The organism is Prevotella melaninogenica (genome assembly GCF_013267595.1).
In the GTDB taxonomy this organism is placed as follows: domain Bacteria; phylum Bacteroidota; class Bacteroidia; order Bacteroidales; family Bacteroidaceae; genus Prevotella; species Prevotella melaninogenica_D.
On sequence record NZ_CP054010.1, the window covers coordinates 764200 to 785068 of the forward strand.

The window sequence follows — 20869 nt, forward strand, 5'->3', positions numbered from 1 at the left end:
ATAGATTCTTACTCTAGCCAATCCATCGCCTTTTCTTGCATGCTTCTATACCACAATACTTCATTATTAGTTTTCTCTGCAAGAGTTTCAGAAGTTTCAAAAAAGGCTTTAATGTTGCTTGGTTTAGGAAAATAACTCGCCTTGTAAGAATCTTCTACCATCTTCTGAAAGAGTGATAGCGGAAGTGGTACTACCGTAGATTTCCCTCCATACATTGCTAAATTTGTTTTGTGTAGCATATAAAAAAACGAAATAGTAGCATCATTGATTGTCGGTGCAATGAATAAGCAATAACATGGTTTACCCGATAACACCTTTAATTTACCAAGATGTCTGCTAACGGGTTCTCCTTCCATTTCAAATTGTTTCTGTCCAGAAGCCATTGTTACTTCTACAGTAACAAGGAAGTCTCCATAATCGCAGACAATATCAGCCATATTCCCTGCTGCCGTTGAAAGAGGTTTTCCAAAATCGTCAAAATTTAGATTAGCCTTAATGTTACCTCCGTCAAGCATAGTCATAGCTCGCCATGTGTTCCATTCTAGCATAATAGGGTTATCGTAATACTTTTTGGCTGTAATGTTGCCGAACACAGATTGAATATCATCGTAAAGTTTATATTCTTTTATGCACTTGACTTCGTCTTTGATATTTTCTTCGCGCTGTTTGTCTCTCAACTCACCTAACAAGTCTTTAAGTTCCTCCGTAGAAGCAGCCGTAGGGATTGTATGTTTTGCAAACTCTTTCTTCAGTTTCTTTATCAGATTATCTCTGTTGTCAGTAAGTAAGATGGGAGTACTTGCATTACCAAGATAGCTACAATACTCTGCTTCATTTTCAAATGATAACGGATTACTTTCTATACTTTCCAAAAGGTAATCGACATCATTTGTGCGCTCAGGTATTATAGAAAGAGACTTACCTACTTGTGACACATTGACAAGACCTGTTGCCCTTAAATATCTAAAACATGAGTCGGCATAATCTCTCATATTGCTTGACTGTGTACATAGGAATTTCTCAAGCGAAGTATCTGCACTTTCTCGTGTCTTTATCATTCCTTGCTTGATACGGTCTTTATAGATTTGTTTTAGTTCAGTGTTCAGGTATTCTGCCTTAAACACTCTGTAGCTGCCTTTATGCTTTGCTTTTTTGATGCGAAAGGTCTCAATCTTATGTACGATATTCTCAAAGTCATGCCAGTCAGTAAGCTGCATTCCAAAAATTTGTAGCTCATCGAATTTTAAAGTTCCCATTGTTCTTACTAAACGTAGCATTTCCAAGTATGGCTTTATACAGAACTTCGCTGCTTTATTTGAAGGTTTGTGATAAGGAGAAGGTACTTGAAACTTTAACATTTGGCGTAAGAAAACTTCATCCTTTCGTTTGGAAGTAATGAGTTTCTCACCAGCAGGTGTCAGTTCTATCGTTGGGGAAAGTCTAACGAAGCCTAAAGATTTAGGAGCACGGTTTATTCTATCTCTTGCACTGAAAGAAGGGTCTTTCTCACCTTTGCCATTGAAGAAGTTCTCTTCCCTCAAAACTTCCATAAAAGCACATTGGCTTTCCTTATTCCACTTTTCACCTGTAAAGTGTTCTATCAAAAGGCTGATTTCAGGTATCATCTTGTTAGGTGTTCTTGGCGATGTTGTCAAGAACAGCGTTCTACTATCAATTCTTGCCATGATATTTCTTTTTAGATTCAAACAACATTATTTGCGTAGTTTCAGGAACAGTGTATTCTTTGTTTACGTTATCCGTAATTATCTGTACATTATCCCAATCTTTTTTATAATTTGCTACTACAATATGTTTGGCTTCCGACTTAAATCTATTCCTTATATTTACTGCATAGGTCTTTTTATACTCATCGATTATAAACTCTTTATACAGTTCTTCTGTTAGGGGAGTCTTTCCAATAACCATTAATGACTTACATGAGAGATTTTTAAAATCTTCTGCTAACTTCCTATGATTGTCTTCATTGAAGCCCTCTTTATATTCTACATTTCCATAATCTGAAAATACACAGTCATACGGAGGATCTAAGAAAATAAAATCATCGACATTACACATATCAAAGATTTTGCTATAATCTACATTGTGTATCTCAGCTCGTTTTAACAGCTGGCTATGAGAAAAAGATACTTGTTGGGTACTTAAATGCTTATAACGACCATAAGGCACATTAAATTCTCCGTCAGAGTTGTATCTTATCATACCCGAGTACGCTGTTTTGTTAATGAAATAATAGAGTAATGCATCACTATACTCTTTACGGATCTTGTTGTTAAACATATCCCGTAGTAAATAATATAAAGCTTCATTATTATCTACCACTCTTTCGTTAGGCGTACTTGCCTTCAATATATCATAATCACGCCTATTAATTTCATATAAAGCCTCTATTTCATCCAATTCTTTTCGAAGTTTTGGGAAATAGTTTCTCACACCTTTATAAAAATTAATTAGTTGCTTATTTATGTCATTGATGATAGCTTCTCTAGGCTCCAAATAAAAAAAGAGAGCACCACCACCAAAGAAAGGCTCGACATATCTACCAGAAAATCTAGGAACATGCCACATTATGTGAGGGATTTCTTTTGTTTTTCCCCCTCTATATTTTATCATTGGTTTCATAAGGAGCTGATTTTATATGCAAAGGTAACCTATTTTTATTAGAATTGAAACTTTATGACTTGATATTTAGCTTAATCTTATGAAATATGGTGGAGATACGGACGTTCATTGAAGTGCCGTTCGGAAGAACGGGCAAGGAAACTCAGTCCGCCATCGGAGAGTTTTCCTTGATAGTCCTCCTTGATGAACCAGTCCTGCTTGTGTATGATGCTGTAATTAGGTAGCACCTTGATTGCCTTATGCCAGGCAGAGTGCATTGCCTCGTATTCTGTAGAGGTGACGGTAAAGAGTTCTGGCAGTTCCACACGGAAAGCAACCGTAATGTCTGCATCCTTGCTCACCATACAGTCCTGCTCTACGGAGAGCAGTGGAAACTTCGACTCCAAGGTGGTTATCTTGCTTTTATTTCTCATTTTTTCGCTTTCTTTGGTTGAAGGTTACAGATAAGGTGGCAGACCGTACGGCGGTTCACAAGGTAGCGTGGGTGCATACGTACTGCTCCCTTTTTCATCAGTCCATATTGCCCGTACTTTCTATTCATGGTGAACGTTTGCCATACCACAAGGCTGGCACCCACTACACCTATGACAAGACAGGTAATTTGGCTGACTTCACAGAGATAGAGAATGACCACGAGAATAAAGACTGCCAGCAGACCTCCTGCAAAGAGGAAGAGGTACTGCGCCTTCAAGCCCTTGAACTCTACCGTCCGGCCTACACCCTTGTTGATTTCAAATGCTGCCATCGCCTTACAGGAAGAAGCTTCTCAGAATAGTGGCAGCCACTATCAAGAAGATACACGCACCGAACCAAGAGGCTGCGGTCTTGCTCGTATCGGGGTCACCACTTGAGAACTTGTTGTACACTTTAATGCCTCCAATCAACCCCACTACCGCCCCTACGGCATAAATGAGTTTCGTGCCGGGATCGAAGTAGGAGGTTACCATTTTTGTAGCTTCATTGATACCGGCAATACCATTGCCTTGTGCGTATGCTCCTATGGTGGCAGTCATCAGCAGGAGCATTGTGATTTTCTTTTTGTTGTTCATTGTTCTTTTTATTTTAAGTTGTTAAATGAATTGTTTTCTTTTGGGTAGAGATGGTAAGGGGTGGCTCGGTTTTATCGTATGACTGATATTGGTTGATTGTTTTACTTTTGAGCCACCCCTCGAGCACCGTGCAATATGAACAAAAACAATAGTCTTACAGATAGTATGACAGTGGACGGTCGGCTTCTTCCGATGCATCGCTATTCTCTTGTGCAGAATCAGACTCGGGAGATATTGTTTCTTCGTTCGTCATTTCTGCTTCTTCTGCTTTACGGATGGCAGCAAGGAGTTTTTGATGGCCTTTCTCCTGCTTGAGCGTTGCCTCTTTGATATAGTCCATAAGCTGTGTGCCCTGTATGCTTTGCAGAGTATCCAGCACTTCGGCTTCGTTTTCCTCATCAAGCGTGTCGTCATTTTTGTGCCAGCCAGTAATACGGACTACTTCCCGTGCAAGAATAGCGAACGGTGAAATTTCCGGCATCACTGCCTCGGCGATTTGCAGTTCCTCACGAATGATAGCGTCTTTGTCAGATTCTTCCATTGTGTAGTCAACCTGCATTTCATTGTCCTCTTCTGTACTTTCCGCTTCTTTTATTTCTTCGGTCACAGATGAGTTTTTCTCTGCAAAAGTATTAGGTTTTTCATCAGGATTCTCAGAAGAGGAAGCAGCGGGAACTTCGGAGAAAGACGGGGAAACGAAAGGTTTACTCCTGCCCACCAAAAGATGGCGTGCATTGTCAATCTGCTCTTGGGAAACGGATGTATTGAGACTTGTGTTATGCCCGTTTCCTTTCTGTTTTGGTGTATTCTTCCCTGATTGGGCTGCCAAATTTTGAAATAACCTCCAAAAGTATGCGATGCCGAGAGCTATCCACGCTATACCCAGCAAAAGCAATGCGCCTAACAATAAATTAATTATCATAAGTCTATGGTTTTATCGCGCCTGCGTTGTGAGGCGGTATGGTTCAACAAATCCTGATATGTTTTCAAATGATCGAGAAGGATATTCTCAATATACCCCGTGATGGAAGCCTCCGATCTGATGTCGTTCAGCACATCACGCAGTATCTGGAGTATCTCAGTATGGATACTGAAGCCCGACTTATTGCGCCCATTGCGGACACCCGTCAGAAATCGCTGTTCGTATTCAGGAAAGTCCATTGCTGGGGAAGAATCCTTTGTTCTACCATTTCTCTTTCTTTTCGATAGCTGCGCTGTTTTTGCATTGGTGCCATTAAACGCAGTTTCTTCCGGTATTTCCTCCTGTTCGTCAATCTTAGAAAGAGAGACACTTGCATCTTCTTCCACAGAGTCTGAATCATCATCCAAATCAATGGGGTCGTCAAAGTCTGGTGTATTCTCCTCTGTGCGCTTCTTGACACCAATGTCTGCCATCTCCTCCAATTTCGCTTGAAGTAGCTTTTCACGTTGCTCTTTCAGTGATTTCATACGCCGTTCTCAGTTTTCAGGTTGAGTTTCTCCATGACCTCCTTTACCCACTCATCCACTCCAGTCTGAGGGCGGAGAGCCTGTGCAGGGGGCAGGTAGGAACAGCGGAATACACCTTTGACACCCCCTTATGCTAATTCCCTGCTGAATCGGACGGAGTTGTAGATACGAGTATCGAAAATCGGCAATCCCTGTTCCTCAGCATTCTGACTGAACAGGTCGATGACCGTGGTACTGGCAGTGCGGTTGATTTTGTTCCAAAGCAGGAAGAAGTCCTGAATGCGTGAGCCTTCAAACCCGACACCCAAGTCCCTGATTGTCTTGGCGTATGCAAAACTCGATGCCAGCGACTGTGGGTCGGCTTCTATAGGTGAGATGATGTAGTCCATCGTAATGGACAAATCCATCATGGCACTGGTAAGGGCATGACCAGGAAAGTCAAAGATAATCAGTTGCGGTACCGTCTTCATTTTACGAAGGTATTTCATGACATCGGAAACGGCTCTTTCTGGTTTGCTTCTGATGATATGATACGATTTCTTGCCGTAGCGCGACAGGCGTTCATGAAGTTCCTTGCCCAGTTCGGGTGAGGACTCGATGAGGTCTCTGTCGCGTTCGCGGAGTTTGTAGAAAGATTCCTGCGTACCGTCACAGTCCACGACGGCAAGAGAGATGTTCTTTTCGTAATATAGTATGGAAGCCAGCACTTCGGCAAAGCTGCTTTTGCCAACTCCGCCTTTCTGTGAGGCGAAGCCCAGATAGATGGGATTGTTTTTTTTCTTTTCCATATTCATAGTCGGTTGTTACTTATGTTATAAGTTGATGTATGTCTTGACTGACAAGTCATGTCATATTTGTTGTTGAAACCATATTTTTGACTCGACCTAAAAGTCTGGTTTTGACCCAGCTTAATTTTGACTCAGCCCAAAGACATAAAATCATCCGTCGTTCAAACCATTATTGATTGAATCTTTTTGAGATTGAAACCATCTTTTTTGACTCTTCACCCATACGGATTTTAAGCTGTCTTTCAACTGAATTTGCTTGCAAAATAACAAGGTTTTATCCTAAGTTTCAACTACCTGTGAAGTACAGGGAAATGCAAGGAAAAAGAGTGAATGTCTCTGATAATGAGATATTTGAAAATCTGCCGTAACTTTGCAGGCGAGAATAATACATGGAGGTAACGTCCCGAAGCAGACACCCCAAAAGGGTGGATACTTCAATCGTATCAACTCTTGATATTGGCAAGGTGTGTCTTTGTAACACAAACCGCTGTTTGTACCACAAAGACCCTTGCCTCGGTGCGAGGGAATAATTACTCCAAAGTCGTAATTAAAGAAGAAAACAACAGTGGATAAGCAGACGGAAAAGGGCAAAGTGGAGAAAGCTCCTGATAAGCCGCGTTGGGACAACTGGCATGTACGGCTACCCAACCCGAAAGACCAGCAAAGGGCAATTGATTTGTTTCAGCGTTCGGGTGCGCAGACCAAGTCGGATTTCGTGCGTGGTCGTATTCTTGGAGAGAGTTTCAAGGTGATAACGGTGGATAAATCCGCTGTGGAATATTACCGAAAACTCTCCGAACTAACGGCACAAATCCATAAGATTGGCGTGCTGTATAACCAAACCGTGCGTGCCATCAACAGCTATCATAGCATAAAGACTGCACAGATTATGCTTGAGAAGTTGGAGAAATTGTCGGCTCAAATCATTGCCTTGCAAGAGCAGGCTATCAATCTAACCATTGATTATAGAAAGAAGAAGTATTGATAATTTAGTAAAAAAAATGACAGCAAAAATTTCAGCAACGGAAAACCTTGGAGGGGCACTCGGCTACAACTTCAAAAAGGTTGAAAAAGGAGAAGCGAATATTCTTCTTGCCGCTGAATTGTATCAGAGCAAGGAAGGACGTTATACGATGGAGGACGTGCTTGCTGATATGGAGGCATTGATACCGAAAAACTGTCGTACCAAGAAAACGGTGTTCCACTGTTCGCTCAATCCGCACCCGGACGAGAAACTATCCGATGAGCAACTCACACAGATAGCCAAGGAGTATATGGAGGCACTCGGCTACGGCAATCAACCTTATATCGTCTTCAAGCACAGCGACATCTCCCGTGAGCATATACACATCGTATCACTTCGGGTGGATAGTCGTGGGCAGAAGATTAATGATAAGTTTGAGAAACGGTGGAGCAAGCAAATTACCGATGCCTTGGAAAAGAGGTTTGGTCTCATTCCAAGTTCAAAAGTTACTGACAAGGCGATGAAAGAAACGCTCAAGGTGGATATTGGTAAAGGGAATATCAAGAAACAAGTAGCCGAAACGCTTCGCTCTGTCCTAAAGCATTATAAGTTCTACTCACTTGGAGAATTGAATGCCATCCTCTCCGTATACAATCTTGCAGTGGAGGAAGTTAAGACAGAGTTTCGGGGAAAGAAATATGAAGGGCTTGTCTATGTCCCAACAGATGATAAGGGAGACAAGGTAAGCAGCCCTATCCATGCATCGGACATTGGACGTGGTGTGGGCTATACTGCCGTACAGAATAGGATGCAGAAGTCCAAACAAGCTATCAAGCCATTGATATCAATCATAAGGTACAGGGTGTTACAAACAATGCGTACCTCTCCAAAGACAGAGGAAGAACTTCGGCAAAGACTGGAGGAACAAGGCTTGCGTGTGGTAATTCGAAAGAATTCCAATGGACGTATCTATGGCATCACATTCATTGATGACGAAGTGGGCATTGCGCTCAATGGTTCTCGATTAGGTAAGGGATATGCCGCCAATGTATTCAATGGCTATTTCTCTAATCCTGCTAATAACCCATTCTTGGACGAAACGCTGTATGGCAATCCGTCTGTCTGTTTGGAACAATCAGCAACTGTCCAGCCTTTACAATCCAATGCAGAAGAAGGGGATAATCTTGTCGATGAACTTATCGAGGATATAGCAGATGGTTCTTTCCTACCTACGGGCAACGATGATTGGAAGGAAGCGGTATGGCAACGCAAACTCCGCAGACAAAGTAAGATAAAACTTAAACGAAGAAAACATTAAATAAACGAGTATTTCTATCTCCCCTCCCTTCGGAGGAGTTGGGGAAGGCTACAAAAAATAGCATTATGGCACAGGAAGATGATTTAAGGGCATTAGGTAAAGTCATGGACTTTATGAGGGGCATATCAGTGATATTCCTCCTCGTTAACTGTTATTGGTTCTGTTACGAGGCATTTCATGTCTGGGGGTTTACGCTTGGAATCATTGATAAGATACTGATGAATTTCCAGCGTACCACAGGGTTATTTTCGTCTATCCTTTGGACAAAACTCTTTTGCGTGGTATTCCTTGCCTTGTCCTGTCTTGGGACGAAAGGCGTGAAGGAAGAGAAAATCACGTGGCCAAAGATTTGGACGGTGCTTTTCTCAGGCTTTGTCTTTTACTTTCTCAATTGGTGGCTGCTGGTATTACCCATCGGCAAAATCGGGGCGGCTTCCCTCTATATATTTATGCTATCCGTTGGCTATATCTGTCTGCTGATGGGTGGCGTATGGATGAGCCGACTACTCAAAAACAACTTGATGGACGATGTGTTCAACACAGAGAACGAGAGTTTTATGCAGGAAACTCGGTTGATGGAAAATGAATACTCTGTCAATCTTCCTACACGCTTCTACTATAAGAAGAAATGGAACAACGGTTGGATAAACGTGGTCAATCCATTTCGTGCCTCGATGGTGCTGGGTACTCTGGGGTCGGGTAAGTCATATGCCATCGTGAACAACTATATCAAGCAACAGATAGAGAAAGGCTTTGCCATGTATATCTACGACTACAAGTTCCCAGACCTTTCAGAGATAGCCTACAATCACCTGTTTCATCATTTGGACGCTTACAAGGTAAAACCTCAGTTCTTTGTAATAAACTTCGATGACCCTCGCAGGAGCCACCGTTGCAATCCTATCAATCCTGCCTTTATGACGGATATATCGGACGCTTACGAAAGTGCCTACACCATCATGCTCAACTTGAACCGTTCGTGGATACAAAAGCAGGGAGATTTCTTTGTAGAGTCACCGATTATCTTGCTGGCTGCCATCATTTGGTTTCTGAAAATCTATGAGGACGGGAAGTATTGCACGTTTCCACATGCTATTGAGTTCCTGAACCGTCCCTACGCACAGATATTCCCGATACTCACCTCCTACGATGAACTTGCCAACTACCTTTCTCCTTTTATGGACGCATGGGAAGGCGGAGCACAGGACCAGTTGCAGGGACAGATAGCCAGTGCCAAAATACCACTGTCTCGTATGATAAGCCCTGCCCTTTATTGGGTGATGACGGGTGACGATTTCTCACTTGACATCAATAACCCTAATGAGCCAAAAGTCCTTGTCGTTGGTAATAATCCCGACCGCCAGAATATCTATTCGGCTGCACTCGGACTTTACAATAGCCGTATCGTGAAGCTCATCAATAAGAAGAAGCAGCTCAAAAGTTCTGTGATTATCGACGAGTTGCCGACTATCTACTTCCGTGGGCTGGATAATCTCATTGCTACAGCCCGAAGCAATAAGGTGGCGGTATGTTTGGGCTTTCAAGACTTCTCACAACTTACCCGTGATTATGGCGACAAAGAAAGTAAGGTAATACAGAACACTGTAGGTAACGTGTTTTCTGGGCAAGTGGTAGGAGAAACAGCTAAAACACTTTCCGAGCGATTTGGTAAGGTGCTTCAACAACGACAATCTATGACCATCAACCGCAACGACAAATCCACTTCTATCTCCACACAGATGGATAGCCTTATCCCTGCGTCGAAAATCAGCAACCTCACACAAGGTATGTTTGTAGGAACTGTATCCGACAACTTCGACGAGCGTATAGATCAAAAGATTTTCCACGCGGAGATTGTCGTGGATAGCGCCAAAGTCTCTGCCGAAATGATGCAATACCAGTCTATCCCAGAAATCAACACATTCCGAAACAAAGATGGCTCCGATAATCTCAAAGAAACCATCAAGATTAACTATCAGTGTGTGAAACAGGAAATATTAAATTTGGTGGCTTCAGAAATAGAGAGGATAAAACATAATTCAAATCTATGTCATCTAATTAAGACTTAAAAAGCTATTGATTTTATTCTGCTTATCAAACTAAATAAAGTTATTTACAGCTTTATAATATGGTGTAAAATAGTTTTTGTTAATTAATATAGAGGCTGTTCCTGTCATATTATGTAGAATACTATAACCTTTTCTACTAACTTGCACGTGAGCCATAAAGAAATTGTGCCCATCTTGTTTTACTGGAATGTGTGAAATATTACCTTCCATAAATCATATCAACAGTTCCTACTCCTAGCCAACTGGCACCAAAAGATCCACAAATACCACCTACAGCACCTCCTATGATTGCTCCAGGAATAGCACCAACACCTCCAAACCATGCTCCTATCGCCGTATCAACCTTTGCTCCCAATGTCGAACCAGATACGCCAGATACGAATACACTGGTTAAGTTAAGTTCATTTCATGTCTGATTATATCTGCGGGATATCCTCCATAGAGTCTACGGAAGGAATATGGCAAATTTCTGAATCATCTACCTTCCAAAAATCTAATTCATAGAGCGTATCATTAGAATCTATTAAAAGATAAACCGCTACTTCAACATTATCAACATCATGAAACTTGCAACATGAAAGAACTCTACTTTGTCTTCGAGTATATTTCTGGTTATTTTTAAAAAGCCCAATACTGCCTATTTTCTCTTTTGTGAGAGGATAAGCGATAAATTTATTTTCCCAATTACTTTCTAATTGGAATTGAGCTTTGGACGCTAGAAAGGCAATAAGAGCTACTTCCTCAGGAAAAATTTTTCTTTTATATTCCATGAATCCGACCTATATTATAAATATATTCACCATTCTCCAACCTTTTGAATACAGTATATTGAAGTTTGTCACCTGACACATTTATTATTCTATTCACTGGTTTACCTACAGGAATATTACTTATACGTTTCAAATCATTTATAACGGAACTTCGCACCATGTTTCTGTTAAGACCCATATCATCTACATGTCTAAATGTATGATGCACTTGGTTAGGGTTATTACCAAATTGAACTGTTCTATTTTGCAATTTGCTAAATTTGTGGAATAAACCCAATCCGCTTTTTATCATGCCTGCCACGCCATTTGCTATTGCTTTTCCAGAGAACAGAATATAAAACTCTGGATACACTAGTTCTAAAGGCTTTTCATGAGGGGCATTATTCTTTCCAAGAACTACTACTTCTTTTAATTTTACAACACGTTTTTTAGGACCACCGGACAAATAGTCAGAGTACTCAGAATAATCATTTTCTCCATTTATATTCTCATTGTGCATTGCATGATTAAAAAGTCCTATGGTCATCCCCTGCATTGCTCCTTGCAGGAAGTCACCTCCTGTAGCCCATGCAACGATTCCACCCATTGCCGTAGTGGAAGCTACCATAAGTCCAGAGTTTAAGTTTATGCTTTGTGCATAAGACCCTATTCCTGAAGAAGCTGCTCCTGAAATTAATCCATTCCAGAAATTATCTCCATTTAAAGCATTAAAGACACCACTAGATAAGCCATGTGCACCAGCTCTCAACAGTTCATGTCCAAAAGTTCCAACGCCATTAAAAATTGAGCCTATTCCATAAGTTGCTGCTGCGCTAAGTCCCCCTAGCAAGGCTCCTCTCCATATTGGCTTATCTGACATAGCCGCATTCATGGCACCCATCATTGCGCCCATTGCAGTTATTGCGATAAAATCGTCAAGGACAAATACATCACCGCTAGAATCGGCATATTTGAGAGGATTATTCAGACAATAACTATAGCTGTTATAGTTCTGGCTATTGTCACCTTCCTGTACGTATTTATCTGGATTCAGGAATCGACCGAGTACAGGATCATAGACACGGCCATTCATATTGATGAGGTTGAACTCATTCAGCATCTCATGCCCCATGCAACCACAGTGCAGGCCCAATGGTGTTGAGCGTTTCCGTCTGCTTACCCCCACGCATCGTATGAAGCATCGAAGACTTTCGTGCCCTTCTCATCCATAACGTAAAGGATGCTGCCCAAAATGTCCGTGAAGGCAAGATTGCATACATTCTTTAGTCTCCATTTTTGATAACAGTCTGCTTGAATTCTTTTGCTTCTCTATCGTAATAGACCGAATTCCATAAGTCGTTAAATTCTTTTTCGGTTATCATATTTATACCCATCTTTTTGAAATCTTCCAATTCGCAATTTGTATCCAGCCAATAACCATAATTTCTATCGTCTGGCATTTTTACAATAATCCTACCATCTTTAGCAAATCCAATTTCTCTGTTTGCAATATGATTTACCACATCGTCATATTCAATAAACCATAGAGTAACATCCTCTATTTTATCATCAAAATCAGGATTTGCACTGAGTGGAACGATCATCTTATGCAGCAAACGACACCATAAGCTTCGTTTTGTTTTATTGTTCTGCTTTTTTTCTGATGACCACTTTAAAATAAAATATTTCATAAATTTGTACTACTTAATATTTAACGAAACCAATGCTATGAGTCTTCATCATTTAATCGCCATTTATAATGGATATGTCCTGGATCAGCAGTGCGCCAATTGTCATAAGGAAATTTTGTATTTCTCAAATTTTGATTTATGTTTCTTAAAGTAGGATTACCTATCTTTTTTGTGTAATATGGTGATGCCCCCCAGCGAAGAGATTTTGTTTGAAAGTCTCCTTAATGTGCTGAAAGTTACCAGAATGTTCAAACAACCTGCCTACATCATACAGCTGTTTGATTATTTCCAGTGAGCAATCCCTGTCTCCCTTGATATAAGGAATGCCAGAGGTATTGGGGGCAAATGCCGTAAGTTTATCACCGAGAATATCATCAGCAGAGGGCACAGTTACCATCAATGGCTCATTGTCCAATTCTATAAAAGGACCTTTAATCTCGACTTCTTCGGTAGCATGATATTGTAAATCCTCATACAGGACATCAAGCAGTATATATGCAGGTTTATCATCGTTCTTATAAGCAATAGTCCGTTAAATTTTCGCAGTTTGCGAAGCTTTTACCCAAAAGCCAACAGGAATTGTGGCAGAAAGAAAACATGATAAGTCTCTGAGAAAGAGATAATTAGGCAATAGAATATAACAAAGTATAACATAATAAAATCGGCTATCTCATTGAATTTCAGTAACTTTATAGATGTAAAAAGACAATAAAGTTTATGCTGATAACCAACTTGATTAGCCGATATATGAAGCTCTGCAAAGCAGCATTTAGTGCTGAAGATGGAGCAAAGTTAAACAAAAGTATTCAAACAAACGTCATGGAAATGCTTTTTCTTTTGATGGTCATCCCAAGGAAATGTAATTTTACGCAGATGGGACGCTATGGAAAGCGTGGCGAACAATGCTATCGGCAGACGGCAGAGCGCAGCGTGAACTGGCTCGAAATAAATATGTGGCTGAGTGCTTTCGCCTTCAAGCAGGGTAAAGGGCTCAATGCCATCGTTATTGATCCAAGCTTCATCAAGAAGGCTGGGAAGCATACCCCATACGTGGGTACGTTTTGGTCGGGCTGTGCAGGTGCGGTAAAGCACGGTCTTGAGATCCTCGGCATCGGTGTGATAGACGTGGACTTGCATGAGTGTATGATGCTCAAGGCTGTGCAGACCACATTGGAAAAAGGGGAGGAGAAAAAAGAGATGAGTCTATACGACTGGTATACCAAGGTGTTGGAGGACGACAAGGTAACCTTACAGCGTATTTGCAAGGTTCTTGTCGCTGACTCAGCCTTCTCCAAAAGACCTTTCATCGACAAGGTAATGAAGATGGGCTTCCATGTTGTGAGCCGCTTGCGTCATGACGCAGCCTTGTTCTACACATGGGATGGGGAACCCACGGGAAAGCCCGGCCGTCCTCGTATCAAAGGTGACAAGATTGACGTAAGGAACATCGACATATCCAAAGGCAATGAGCTTGATTTAGGAGAGACCAAAGGCAAAGCCTATGCGCTCAAGGCGTGGTGCAAGTCCTTGCATAGGGTCGTGTCGATTGTCATCCACGAGTTGCCCAACGGTGTCCGCCGTTTGTACTTCTCTACGGATGAGAGCATGAGTGGACGCGATGTGATGGAGTACTATACCACACGTTTCCAAGAGGAGTTTTGCTTTCGCGACGCAAAGCAATTCCTCGGTCTTACCGATTGTCAGGCACGCGACAAGAGAAAACTTGAATTTGCTTTCAACTCTTCATTCACAGCACTCAATGTGACCAAAATCATGTGCAAGGAACTTGGCACGTCCATCGGTCGACTTAAAGCGCAGATGGTCAATGCCTACTATGCACAACGAATTATTGACGTGTTCGAGAAGAACCCGAACACGCCATTAAATAAAGAAAGGATAAATGATATATTTAGTTTCGCTGCTGATGCAGCATAATATTTAACGGACTATTGGTTATGCACACCACCTACAACAGATGTAAGGTATAATTCGAAGTCCTGAACAACGGCACTTGTCAGTTCTGTCAGTCCAATATCCTTGCGATGATACTTTGCTTGTAGGAAATCCTGAAAGTTCTGCCTCACCACCTTATACTTATAAAAAGTACACTTAGTTAATGTCTTGCCAACTTGTTGTGTGATGGAGTCTATGTACTTGTCAAAGACTGGCAGAAAAGTTGTATATTCTTTGTCTGTACCAAGGAATACCGACCTGATAAGGTCTATGGAAAGTTCCTCTGAAGTTTCATATTTCCAGTAAATCTGCATCAGCGTTGTTGTCAGTGCATCTATAGAAGCATTAATGAAGAGTGCTTCTGCTGTTCTGCCAATCATTCTGCTGGTTTTGTTACTCCACTTGGATTTATCCACAAAAATTTTAGTGGATCCAAGATTTGCCTTTTCGCCACCGAGATATATTCGGAGCATTACAGGTGATTTTCCTTCTTTGTTCTCATAGTTGGAACGTAGGTAGTAGGATACCTTGAAAGTCGTTTTCATAACGCATCATTTTAGTGTAGCTTTTTGGCTACAAAGTTCGACATAAGTTCTTGAAAAAGAAAGTTTTGCATGCCGTCAATTTAATAGTCATTTTCCATTCATTGCTACATTTTTTTGAGAGTCTGCTTTTGTGTAGCAATTTCTGTAGCAGAAAATGACCGAATGATGACTATCAAAAGGTATAGTTTGGCAGTCAAACGGATATGGATAAAAAACAAAAATCGCTGTAAAACCTTGATTTTACAGCGATTATTCTTGTTTTGAAGGCTAAAATGACGTGTTGTTTGATGTCCTTTTGAACCCCCTTTGTGGACCAGCCTGGGCTTGAACCAGGGACCTCCAGATTATGAGTCTGTTGCTCTAACCAACTGAGCTACAAGTCCTGAATTTTACAAACTCGGGTGCAAAGATAATGAAAAAAAATGGGAAAAGAGAAAGGATAGTAAGGAAATTTAATGTTTTAACACATTTTGAATGCCTGAGCGTGGGTTTATGGCTGATTTGGAGTACCTTTGCAGAGAATAAAGGATTTTTAAGACAGTTAGATTGAATACTATATATATTAAGCGAGGCGAGGAGTATGAACTTGTAGAGCAAGTTGCAACCATAGGGTTCTTTGATGGTGTGCATCGTGGACATCAGTTCCTGATTAGTCGTGTCATTGACGAGGCTAAACGGTCAGGAATGGCGTCGGCAGTCATCACCTTCGACCGACATCCGCGTCAGGTACTGCAGGCTGACTACCAACCAGAACTGCTGTCAACACTCGATGAGAAGCTACTTCTGCTCTCAAAGACACATATTGACAATAGTTTCGTACTGCATTTCGATACTTCGTTGGCTGCGCTCTCAGCTCATGACTTCATGCAAGAGGTGTTATGCAAACAGCTGAACGTAAAGAAGCTCATCATAGGTTACGACAACCGCTTCGGACATAACCGCTCTGAGACTTTTGAAGACTATGTCCAGTATGGCAAGGAAATGGGTATTGAGGTCATTCGTGCCGATGCCTTCCTGCCAAATGATGAGAAAGTGAGTTCTTCTATCATCAGAAACGACCTTCGCACGGGCAATATTGAGGCTGCCAACCGCCTTTTAGGCTATCCTTATACGATAGAGAGTCGCATCGTGAGTGGCTATCAGAATGGGCGCAAGATGGGTTTCCCTACAGCCAATCTCGATGTGAATGGTTGCCAACAGCTGCTCCCTGCAAGTGGTGTCTATGCGGTCATGGTGCGCTTGAAAGATTCTGTTGGATGGAAGCGAGGGATGATGAACATTGGGCATCGGCCTACTTTCAATGGCACAACCACCTCGATAGAGGTCAATCTCTTTAATTTCACAGGAAATCTCTATGGACAGGAACTCCTTGTAAGTTTCATTAGTAAGATCAGAGACGAGCATAAGTTTGACTCTTTAGAAGCCTTGGCACAACAGCTGAAGCAAGACAAAGAGCAAATCAATCGCTTGTTTGATGAGACTTATCACATACAAGAGAATATTATTAATACACCCTAAGATTCGCAGAAATGAACAATAAAAACGTTTTGAGCGCAACGCTCTATGTCATCTTATTTGTTTCACTTTTCATCTTGATACAAAGTCTTTCTTTCAAGGGAGGTAAGCAACTTGTAAGCCTACTTGGAGGGACAGAGGCTGCTGATGGGGATTATCTGACTAAAAATGGTGAGACTCTTGCCATAACGGCAGTCATCAGTAGTCTTGCAACTTTAATTCTTTTCATCGCTACAAAGTGGGCACCTGTATCTGGTAACTATTTGAAGACGCGTCCTTGGGCTGTCCTCATGTGGTCGGCTCTCATAGCTTTAGGTTCGATACTCCCGCTGCAATTCCTTGCCGAGAAGATTAATCTAACGATGCCAGCGGGCACAGAAGAGATGTTTGAAAGTATCATGAAGGTGTCTTGGGGCTATGTAGCCTTAGGAATGATGGTGCCTATTGCTGAGGAGATCGTCTTCCGTGGCGCTATTCTACGCGTACTACAAAACGCATTAGGCGAACGCAAACGATGGATAGCCATTGTCATTTCAGCCCTCATCTTTGGTATTGTCCATTTTAATTTAGCACAGGGCTTACACGCTTTCTTGATTGGTCTGCTATTGGGTTGGCTCTATTCGAAAACGGGTAGTATTCTGCCAGGCTTCGTATTTCATTGGGTGAACAATACGGTGGCTTATCTTATGTTCAACCTCATGCCACAGATGAACGATGGCAAACTCATCGACTTCTTCCACGGCAACGACCGCATGATGTACGGAGGTCTGTTCTTCTCGCTCTGTATCTTTGTTCCTTCGTTGCTGCAGTTAATAGGAAGGATGCCAAAGGGGAATAAATAAGCAGTTTTCCTATAAAGACATCTAATAGAATAAGCGCATAGGAAAAGAGACGATAATGCCTATCCTCTCACATTCCTACCCTCTTTAAGAAACGTTCTAAGGCTTAACACCAGATGTGCGAACGCTTAGCACCAAATGTGCGGAGCCTCCGCACCACTCAATGATACTATTCCTTTATTATATAAACGATAGAGATTAAACAAGAATCGACCATCACATAGGCTGTTGAGAGCCATGTAATGGTCGATTACTTACTTATAGACTTTACTGTTAGCGATTACATATTCTCGCACTCCTCGTTCTCATGAACAGGGATTTTAGCCTCCTTTGTAGTCTTTTCTGCCTTATAACCGAACTTTTCAAAAGCCTTTTGAAGCTTCTCCTCATTGGTCTTCTGAGCATCGTAGGTTACATAAACTTTCTGCTCTTCAACACTTGTCTTAATCTCCTTCACACCCTTTGCAAAGCGGAGGTTGTTCTTTACTTTCGCCTCACAGTTAGCGCAGTGCATCTGTGGAGTAGTTGTGAAGATAACTGTCTTAATGTCTTTGGCTGTTGCAATCATGGCTACCATGAGCATCAGCATTGTGAAAATAGCTTTTTTCATAATTGTTCTTTGTTTGAGGGAGACGTCCGAAAGCGTGTTTCAAGACGTCTCTCTGTGTTGTCGTTTATGTTATTCTATTGTGAAAAATGTATGTTTACTGTCGTTTACCGAGGTTCAGACGGATACCAACGTATGCCATTGCACCCTCGACAGGACCATAGACCATTGTTGGTTCGAAGCTGTTAGCCCACGGATTTTGATAACCAATGATAGGGTTCTTCTGCTTATAATTGGTAAGGTTTTCCCCACCTATGTAAAGCGAGAAGTGGCGGAAGTAGCGTGTCACCTGACCGCTAAGCTGTCCGTAGGCCTTATAGCTGCCTGCCCATGAGCGTTCGCCCGATGCTAAGGTGTAAGATTCTGGCATTCTACCACCTCCGTTCAAGGCTGCAGTAGCATCAAACTGCCAGACTCCTAAAGGTGTTTTATAGCTGAGCGTTAAGAGTCCTTTGTAACGACTCTGCAGTGGTTTCCACATCAGTTTTCCTCCATACGTCGACTTAACGAGGTTATATCGGTAGGCTGCTCCCAGCTCAAGACCCTTGAACAAAGGATAAGAAGCTTCGATTTGGAAGGTATGCGAGAAGCTCTTTCCATTGAGATTTGTGATATGCAGCTCCTGTGGATTACTGTCATAGTCTATCAACATCTGTGAAAGGAAGTGCGTATAATAGTAATCAGTATTGATTTTCAGCATCTTACTTCCTATTGGAATCAGGAAATTAAGACTCGCACCATAGTTCCATGCAGCCTCTTGATCGAGCTTATCGATGATGAGTCGGCGGCCCGAAGCCATGAGGTAGTTGTTCTCAGCCAATGCGTGTGGACTGCGATAGCCCTTACCTGCAGAGAGGCGGAGGGTCAGGAAGTCGGCTGGCACCCATTTCAAGTGGAAGCGAGGAGTGAAGAACGTACCGTAAACATTGCTATGGTCGACGCGCAATCCTGCCATAGCGATGAAGCGACTGTGCAGATTATAGGTGTACTGAACGTATGCGCCCGGTGTTGTCTCACTCTCAATACCACGCGTGAGCGGGAAGATATTACCGTAATCAGAAGGCACAGCCGTTGCAGGTAGGGTCAGAGTCTGATGCAAATAATCATGGTTGAGACTCAAACCAGCAGAGAGATTGTGCTCATCGGTGAAGTTTGTCTCAAACATGAGTGATGCATAAGCATTCTTTTCATTGACATCATACTGCTTAATACCATATTGTGCCTCCTGCTTGTGCATAGAGACATTACCCATCAAAGCGATGTTTGTGGCGTGTTCCTTATTGAGAACAAAGGCATGTTTCATATAAGCCTCGTAGCGGTCGGTGCCGATATCAATGCGATAAGGATTCGTTGCAGCAGCATGAGGAGTCTGACCACTCACGCGATCTTCCTTCAACAGCGACAAACCAGCATGTAAGATATAATCGCCCTTCTTCCAAAACCAACGGTTCTGCAGGTTGTATTGTCTCACCTTTGGGGCATCTTGGAATCCGTCTCCGTTGCCATCATGATGTAGCCAGTTGTTCTCATAGTGGGCAAGGATTTCCGTACTGAGGTTCTTGTTACCATTGATATGAATATTACCATCCGCATTTGCCTCGAATCTTCCCACCGTATTGCCATAGAGGTTGACGGTCATACCTGTTGGATCTTCAGGTTTAACGTATTCCACATTGATCTGACCTGTCATCGCTTCGTAGCCATTCTTGACGGATGTATTACCCTTACTCACCTGCATACTCTTCATCCAACTGCCTGGAACATAGCCCAAACCGTAAGGGAGGGCAGCACCACGGAAGTTAGGAAGGTTCTCGGTCAGCATCTGAACATACGTACCACTAAGACCGAGAAGCTTAATTTGTTTGGCCCCCGTTGTCGCATCTGAGTAGTTTACATCTACCGAAGCATTGTTGACAAAGCTCTCACCAAGGTTACAGCAAGCAGCCTTGAAGAGTTCGTCACGTAGGATGTCTTTACCGTTGATGGCGCCAGAGAGCGATCTCACTGATGCCTTTCTTGCGGTGACAGTCACGTCAGAGAGCGTCTGATCTTTAAGGGTTGCGGTCGTGTCGACAGCAGTTTCCTGTGCGGTAGCAGGTAGGACAGACAGCAAGGTCAGTCCTGCTAAATATATAATTTTATTCATTTTGTTTGATATTCAGTTGTTTTGTAAAGTTTATAAAGCTTATATGGTATCAGAATGGGAAACATACTGATACGCTTTTTTACCCGAACACACTTGTGTAACAGGTACGATAAACCTTCTGTTGCCCATTTCATGAGGAACAGAAAACAACCAAAAATCAAATAATAAGTGTCGTAAGTAATCGGAGATATTGGCGTGGCGGACTATGCCAGAGCAACGACAATATCCTCTCTGGGGCCTTTGTCAAAATAGGCAAAGGCAATAATTGACAATCACTTACGAATTGTGGGAGAAGAGAAAGCTGTATTGGTTGAATGTGGTAAAAGTCATTGTGCGCCATGTCTGTGGGCGACAAGGTTTTCACCTCAATCTTCATGCAATTTTTTACACCGTTATCATTGCAATGACCTTTATCTTCCATCTTAGCAACAGACACATTGCCAGTATGTGCGCACACCACTGTCATAATGCCCGAACCAATCCATACTATCATCGTTGACAATAGAAGGGATAGTAATATGTCTGTCGTTTTTCTCATAAACTTGGC

19 protein-coding genes, 1 tRNA gene and 4 pseudogenes are annotated in these 20869 nt (G+C 42.1%); 6 read left to right on the forward strand and 18 right to left on the reverse strand.

The genetic code is table 11. From position 1 onward, the window contains the following. Positions 1–8: 8 nt before the first annotated feature. From FIU21_RS02890 to FIU21_RS02925, 8 genes and pseudogenes are all read right to left on the reverse strand, one after another. Positions 9–1685, reverse strand: a complete 1677-nt coding sequence (locus tag FIU21_RS02890) for an AlwI family type II restriction endonuclease (protein WP_004359307.1) — start codon at positions 1683–1685, stop codon at positions 9–11. Beyond that, positions 1672–2640 (reverse strand): DNA adenine methylase, encoded by a 969-nt coding sequence (locus tag FIU21_RS02895; protein WP_004359306.1) that lies wholly within the window; start codon positions 2638–2640, stop codon positions 1672–1674. Before FIU21_RS02895 ends, FIU21_RS02890 begins: the two co-directional genes overlap by 14 nt. Positions 2641–2726: 86 nt before the next feature. Continuing rightward, positions 2727–3053 (reverse strand): annotated as a pseudogene (locus tag FIU21_RS02900) (DUF3875 domain-containing protein); the annotation flags it as partial. Continuing rightward, positions 3050–3385, reverse strand: a complete 336-nt coding sequence (locus FIU21_RS02905) for a DUF4133 domain-containing protein (protein WP_004359304.1) — start codon at positions 3383–3385, stop codon at positions 3050–3052. The pseudogene FIU21_RS02900 and the gene FIU21_RS02905, both read right to left, overlap by 4 nt. Positions 3386–3389: 4 nt before the next feature. Next, complete coding sequence (locus tag FIU21_RS02910; RefSeq protein ID WP_004359303.1) at positions 3390–3689, reverse strand: DUF4134 domain-containing protein; 300 nt, start codon at positions 3687–3689, stop codon at positions 3390–3392. A 154-nt stretch (positions 3690–3843) separates the two neighbouring features. Next, positions 3844–4611, reverse strand: coding sequence for a hypothetical protein (locus FIU21_RS02915; protein ID WP_004359302.1), 768 nt, complete (start codon positions 4609–4611; stop codon positions 3844–3846). Beyond that, positions 4608–5138: a DUF3408 domain-containing protein gene (locus tag FIU21_RS02920; protein WP_004359301.1), complete on the reverse strand. Its 531-nt coding sequence runs from the start codon at positions 5136–5138 to the stop codon at positions 4608–4610. Before FIU21_RS02920 ends, FIU21_RS02915 begins: the two co-directional genes overlap by 4 nt. Then, positions 5135–5932: pseudogene (locus tag FIU21_RS02925) on the reverse strand (ParA family protein). The gene FIU21_RS02920 and the pseudogene FIU21_RS02925 overlap by 4 nt, the downstream one beginning before the upstream one ends. A gap of 559 nt (positions 5933–6491) precedes the next feature. On the opposite strand from FIU21_RS02925, the gene FIU21_RS02930 reads away from it, so the two are divergent. The 3 genes from FIU21_RS02930 to mobC all read left to right on the forward strand — a co-directional run bounded on the left by FIU21_RS02930 (position 6492) and on the right by mobC (position 10277). Next, on the forward strand, positions 6492–6911 hold the full coding sequence (locus FIU21_RS02930) for a plasmid mobilization protein (protein ID WP_004359299.1): 420 nt from the start codon (positions 6492–6494) through the stop codon (positions 6909–6911). A gap of 16 nt (positions 6912–6927) precedes the next feature. Continuing rightward, positions 6928–8208 carry a conjugal transfer protein MobB gene (mobB, locus tag FIU21_RS02935; protein WP_004359298.1) on the forward strand — a complete coding sequence of 427 codons (1281 nt, stop codon included), beginning with the start codon at positions 6928–6930 and terminating at the stop codon, positions 8206–8208. Between the two features lie 65 nt (positions 8209–8273). Further along, entirely contained in the window at positions 8274–10277 is a 2004-nt protein-coding gene (mobC, locus tag FIU21_RS02940; protein ID WP_004359297.1) for a conjugal transfer protein MobC, read from the forward strand. Positions 10278–10476: 199 nt separating this feature from the next. On the opposite strand, the gene FIU21_RS02945 is transcribed toward mobC, so the two are convergent. From FIU21_RS02945 to FIU21_RS02965, 5 genes and pseudogenes are all read right to left on the reverse strand, one after another. Further along, on the reverse strand, positions 10477–10632 hold the full coding sequence (locus tag FIU21_RS02945) for a hypothetical protein (protein ID WP_004359295.1): 156 nt from the start codon (positions 10630–10632) through the stop codon (positions 10477–10479). Positions 10633–10693: 61 nt separating this feature from the next. Next, positions 10694–11047 carry a DUF6984 family protein gene (locus FIU21_RS02950; protein ID WP_004359294.1) on the reverse strand — a complete coding sequence of 118 codons (354 nt, stop codon included), beginning with the start codon at positions 11045–11047 and terminating at the stop codon, positions 10694–10696. After that, on the reverse strand, positions 11037–12158 hold the full coding sequence (locus FIU21_RS02955; RefSeq protein ID WP_036885829.1) for an RHS repeat domain-containing protein: 1122 nt from the start codon (positions 12156–12158) through the stop codon (positions 11037–11039). Before FIU21_RS02955 ends, FIU21_RS02950 begins: the two co-directional genes overlap by 11 nt. A gap of 151 nt (positions 12159–12309) precedes the next feature. Continuing rightward, complete coding sequence (locus FIU21_RS02960; protein ID WP_036862139.1) at positions 12310–12717, reverse strand: hypothetical protein; 408 nt, start codon at positions 12715–12717, stop codon at positions 12310–12312. A 205-nt stretch (positions 12718–12922) separates the two neighbouring features. After that, positions 12923–13243 (reverse strand): annotated as a pseudogene (locus FIU21_RS02965) (nucleotidyl transferase AbiEii/AbiGii toxin family protein); the annotation flags it as partial. 221 nt (positions 13244–13464) lie between these two features. On the opposite strand from FIU21_RS02965, the gene FIU21_RS02970 reads away from it, so the two are divergent. After that, positions 13465–14652: a transposase gene (locus FIU21_RS02970; RefSeq protein ID WP_254361422.1), complete on the forward strand. Its 1188-nt coding sequence runs from the start codon at positions 13465–13467 to the stop codon at positions 14650–14652. Positions 14653–14669: 17 nt separating this feature from the next. Here the strand turns inward: FIU21_RS02970 and FIU21_RS02975 are convergent. After that, a pseudogene (locus FIU21_RS02975) lies at positions 14670–15215 on the reverse strand (Arm DNA-binding domain-containing protein); the annotation flags it as partial. A 309-nt stretch (positions 15216–15524) separates the two neighbouring features. Further along, positions 15525–15598, reverse strand: a tRNA-Ile gene (locus FIU21_RS02980). 163 nt (positions 15599–15761) lie between these two features. On the opposite strand from FIU21_RS02980, the gene FIU21_RS02985 reads away from it, so the two are divergent. Together FIU21_RS02985 and FIU21_RS02990 are read left to right on the forward strand one after the other, a co-directional pair. Further along, a complete protein-coding gene (locus tag FIU21_RS02985) occupies positions 15762–16733 on the forward strand; it encodes a bifunctional riboflavin kinase/FAD synthetase (RefSeq protein ID WP_036885826.1) in 972 nt (323 codons plus the stop codon). Between the two features lie 11 nt (positions 16734–16744). Next, positions 16745–17572: a CPBP family intramembrane glutamic endopeptidase gene (locus FIU21_RS02990; protein ID WP_004359288.1), complete on the forward strand. Its 828-nt coding sequence runs from the start codon at positions 16745–16747 to the stop codon at positions 17570–17572. Between the two features lie 277 nt (positions 17573–17849). Here the strand turns inward: FIU21_RS02990 and FIU21_RS02995 are convergent, their stop codons facing one another. The 3 genes from FIU21_RS02995 to FIU21_RS03005 all read right to left on the reverse strand — a co-directional run bounded on the left by FIU21_RS02995 (position 17850) and on the right by FIU21_RS03005 (position 20860). Next, complete coding sequence (locus tag FIU21_RS02995) at positions 17850–18179, reverse strand: heavy-metal-associated domain-containing protein (RefSeq protein ID WP_004359287.1); 330 nt, start codon at positions 18177–18179, stop codon at positions 17850–17852. A gap of 94 nt (positions 18180–18273) precedes the next feature. Next, a complete protein-coding gene (locus tag FIU21_RS03000; RefSeq protein WP_004359286.1) occupies positions 18274–20322 on the reverse strand; it encodes a TonB-dependent receptor plug domain-containing protein in 2049 nt (682 codons plus the stop codon). 157 nt (positions 20323–20479) lie between these two features. Next, positions 20480–20860 carry a hypothetical protein gene (locus FIU21_RS03005; RefSeq protein ID WP_036885824.1) on the reverse strand — a complete coding sequence of 127 codons (381 nt, stop codon included), beginning with the start codon at positions 20858–20860 and terminating at the stop codon, positions 20480–20482. Positions 20861–20869: the final 9 nt, after the last annotated feature.